This is a genomic window from Streptomyces anandii JCM 4720 (genome assembly GCF_014650655.1).
Lineage (GTDB): Bacteria > Actinomycetota > Actinomycetes > Streptomycetales > Streptomycetaceae > Streptomyces > Streptomyces anandii.
Window position 1 is genome coordinate 385130 of record NZ_BMVJ01000006.1, and the last position, 4102, is coordinate 389231.

At 72.0% G+C, this 4102-nt stretch carries 4 protein-coding genes; all 4 read left to right on the top strand.

The window, feature by feature from the left end:
* Window positions 1–939 (top strand): arginine deiminase (locus tag IE249_RS14405; RefSeq protein ID WP_229858448.1); only part of this gene is annotated, 939 nt, incomplete at its 5' end.
* Between the two features lie 27 nt (window positions 940–966).
* The gene (gene argF / locus IE249_RS14410) at window positions 967–1986 is read left to right on the top strand and encodes an ornithine carbamoyltransferase (RefSeq protein WP_189705201.1); all 1020 of its coding nucleotides are present in this window, start codon (window positions 967–969) and stop codon (window positions 1984–1986) included.
* 3 nt (window positions 1987–1989) lie between these two features.
* Entirely contained in the window at window positions 1990–2913 is a 924-nt protein-coding gene (locus IE249_RS14415) for a carbamate kinase (protein ID WP_189705202.1), read from the top strand.
* 139 nt (window positions 2914–3052) lie between these two features.
* The coding region (locus tag IE249_RS37230; RefSeq protein WP_308434344.1) for a pyruvate formate lyase family protein at window positions 3053–4102 on the top strand (1050 nt) is incomplete at its 3' end.

The following is a 4102-nucleotide window of genomic DNA, read 5'->3' on the forward strand; positions in this document are numbered from 1 at the left end:
ACCGTCGGCGCGGCCCTGGTCGACCCGGTGCGCGGGCTGTGCGCCGAACTGGACGGCGAGACCCTCGCCGGCTACCTGATCGGCGGCCTGCTCAAGAGCGACCTGCCGCTGAACACCCCGCACAGCCTGGTCTGGAACGCGCTGGACGCCGACGACTTCGCGCTCGCCCCGCTGCCCAACCACCTTTTCCCGCGCGACAACTCCTGCTGGATCTACGACCAGGTGTCGGTCAACCCCATGGCCAAGTCCGCCCGGCGGCGCGAGAGTCTGCACGCCCAGGCGATCTACCGGTTCCACCCGCTGTTCGCCGGCCGGGTCCCCGAGCCGGTCCTGGACGGACCCTGGGGCACCCTGGAGGGCGGCGACGTGCACGTCCTCGGCAACGGCGCCGTCATGGTCGGCATGGGGGAGCGGACCACCGCCCAGGCCGTGGAGAACCTGGCCGTACGGCTCTTCGCGGGCGGCACCGCCACCCGGCTGATCGCCGTCCAACTCCCCTCGACCCGCGCCTACATGCACCTGGACACGGTGCTGACGATGGTGGACCGGGACGCGTTCACCATCTACCCGGGCCTCGCGGACTCGCTGCGCTCGTGGACCCTGCGGCCCGGCGAGGACCACGTGGCCGGCTTCGACGTCACCGCCAACTCCGACCTGGGCAGCGCGCTCGCCGAGGCGCTCGACCTGGACAAGGTGCGGATGCTGTCCGCGCCCCAGGACATCCGCAACGCCGAGCGCGAACAGTGGGACGACGGCAGCAACTTCCTCGCCCTGGCGCCCGGAGTGGTCGTCGGCTACGAGCGCAACGTCACCACCAACACCTACCTGCGCAAGCAGGGCATCGAGGTCGTCACCATCGCCGGCGCCGAACTCGGCCGCGGCCGGGGCGGGCCGCGCTGCATGAGCTGCCCCGTGGAACGCGACGCCGTCACCGACTGAGACACCACACCTTCCAGGGAACCCGCCATGACCAAGAACAGCACACCGAGCACGGACCTGCGTGGCCGCTCCTACCTGAGCGAACTCGACTTCACCGCCGATGAGATCCACCGGCTCCTCGACCTGGCCACCGCCCTCAAGGCGGCCCGGCGCGCGGGCACCGAAAAGCCCCGCCTGACGGGCCGTCACCTCGCGCTGATCTTCGAGAAGACCTCCACCCGCACCCGCTGCGCCTTCGAGGTCGCCGCCGCCGACCAGGGTGCCGCCACCACCTACCTCGGCCCGGGCGACACCCACGTCGGCAGCAAGGAGTCCATCGCCGACACCGCCCGCGTACTGGGCCGCATGTTCGACGGCATCGAGTACCGGGGCTCCGCCCAGTCGATCGTCACCGAACTGGCCGCCCGCTCCGGCGTCCCCGTCTACAACGGGCTCACCGAGACCTCGCACCCCACCCAGAGCCTGTGCGACGTGTTCACCATGCGCGAGCACAGCCCCAAGCCGCTGCGCGAGATCTCGTACTGCTACCTCGGCGACGCCCGCAACAACATGGGCAACTCGCTGCTGGCCATGGGCGCGCTGCTCGGCATGGACGTGCGCATCGCCGCCCCCGCCGGGCTGTGGCCCGACCCGGCGCACGTGGCCGCGTGCCGGACGGCCGCCGAGCGCAGCGGCGCGCGGATCACGCTCACCGAGGACGCCGAGAGCGCCGTTCGCGGCACGGACTTCCTCTACACCGACGTGTGGGTCTCCATGGGCGAGCCCGCCGAGACCTGGCACGAGCGGATCGACCTGCTGCTGCCCTACCAGGTCAACGCGAAGACCGTCGCCGCCACCGGCAACCCGGACGTCAGGTTCATGCACTGCCTGCCGGCCCTGCACGACCACCGCACCCGCCTGGGCCGGGACCTGCTCGACGCCCACGGCCTGGACGGGCTGGAGGTCACCGACGAGGTGTTCTCCTCGCCCGCCTCGATCGTCTTCGACCAGGCCGAGAACCGGCTGCACACCATCAAGGCCGTCCTCGTCGCCACCCTGGAGGACTGAACCATGCGCATCGTCGTCGCCCTCGGCGGCAACGCCCTCCTGCACCGGGGCGAACGCCCCGACGCCGACGTCCAGCAGGCCAACATCGAGCGGGTCGCCACCGCGATCGCCACCCTCGCCCACGAGCACGAGGTCGTCGTCACCCACGGCAACGGCCCCCAGATCGGCCTGCTCGCCATGGAGAGCGCCGCCGACCCCGCGCTCAGCGCGCCCTACCCGCTGGACCTGCTCGGCGCCCAGACCGAGGGCATGATCGGCTCCCTGCTGGTCCGCACCCTGCACAACGCCCTGCCGGGCCGCCGTGTCGCCGCCCTGGTCACCCACACCGTCGTGCGGCCGGACGACCCCGCCTTCGGCCGGCCCACCAAGTTCGTCGGCCAGGTCTACTCACGGGAGGCCGCCCGTTCGCTGGCCCAGCGGCGCGGCTGGCACATCGCCCGGGACACCACGGGCTGGCGCCGTGTGGTGCCCTCCCCCGCGCCCGAGCGGATCGTGGAGACCGACACCGTGCACGACCTGCTCGAGACGGGCACGCTGGTCATCTGCGCGGGCGGCGGAGGCGTACCGGTGACGGCCGACCGCGACAGCGGCGCCCTCACCGGCGTGGAGGCGGTCGTCGACAAGGACCTCACGGCCGCGCTGCTCGCCGAGGACCTCAAGGCCGACTTCCTGCTCATCCTCACCGACGTGCCGTGCGTCTACAGCGGCTACGGCACCCCCGACCAGCGTCCGGTCGTGGACGCCACGCCGGAGGACCTGCGCCGCTCCGGTTACGCGGCCGGCTCCATGGGCCCCAAGGCGGAGGCCTGCGCCCGCTTCGTGGAACGCACCGGCGGTCTCGCCGCCATCGGCGCCCTGGACGCGGCCTACGAAATAGTCCACGGCCGCGCGGGCACTTTGATCCGCCCCGACCTGACGGTCGGCTGACCGGTCCCGTCCCGGCGGGACCAAAGTCCCCCCACGCCAGGCCGGAAGGGAAGGGTGCCCTGCCCTGTCCGGCACTCCCCGCCCCGGCCCGGCAGGACCAGGCTGGTCGGTGGGACACAAGCACAGGAGAGGACCCGTGATGACCGCGACGGTGACAGCCGGCAGCAACGGCACCGAGGCCGCCCACGAGGCAGGCGCCTGGCGGAACTTCGCCGGGACCACGTGGCGCGAGCGCATCGACGTCCGCGACTTCGTGCAGGCCAACTACACCCCGTACGAGGGCGACGCGAGCTTCCTGGCCGGCCCCACGGACCGGACGACGGCCGTGTGGAAGAAGGTCAGCTCGCTCTTCCCGGAGGAGCGCCGCAAGGGAATCCACGACGTCGACGCCGCGACCCCCTCGACGATCACCTCGCACGCCCCGGGCTACATCGACCGCGACCGCGAGCTGATCGTCGGCCTGCAGACCGACGCCCCGCTCAAGCGCGCGATCATGCCGAACGGCGGGCTGCGGATGGTGGAGAACGGGCTGAAGGCGTACGGCTACGAGCCCGACCCGTTCGTCACCAAGGTGTTCGGCACCTACCGCAAGACCCACAACGACGGTGTCTTCGACGCCTACACCGCCCAGATGCGCGCCGCCCGCAAGGCCGGCATCATCACCGGCCTGCCCGACGCCTACGGCCGCGGCCGGATCATCGGCGACTACCGGCGCGTGGCCCTGTACGGCACGGACCGGCTGATCGAGGGCAAGCTCGCCGACAAGGCCCTGCTGGACGCCCGCCCCTCCACCGAGCACGTCATCCGGGACCGCGAGGAGATCGCCGAGCAGATCCGCGCCCTGGGCGAGCTGGCCCGCATGGCGGCCTCCTACGGCTGCGACGTCACCCGCCCCGCCGCCACCGCGCACGAGGCCGTGCAGTGGCTCTACCTCGGCTATCTCGCCGCCGTGAAGGAGCAGAACGGCGCCGCGATGTCGCTGGGACGCACCTCGACCTTCCTCGACGTCTACCTCCAGCGCGACCTGGACGAGGGGACCGTCGACGAGTCCCGCGCCCAGGAGCTCATCGACGACTTCGTGATCAAGCTGCGGATCGTGCGGTTCCTGCGCACGCCGGAGTACGACGCCCTGTTCTCGGGCGACCCGACCTGGGTCACGGAGTCCATCGGCGGCGTCGGCAGCGACGGC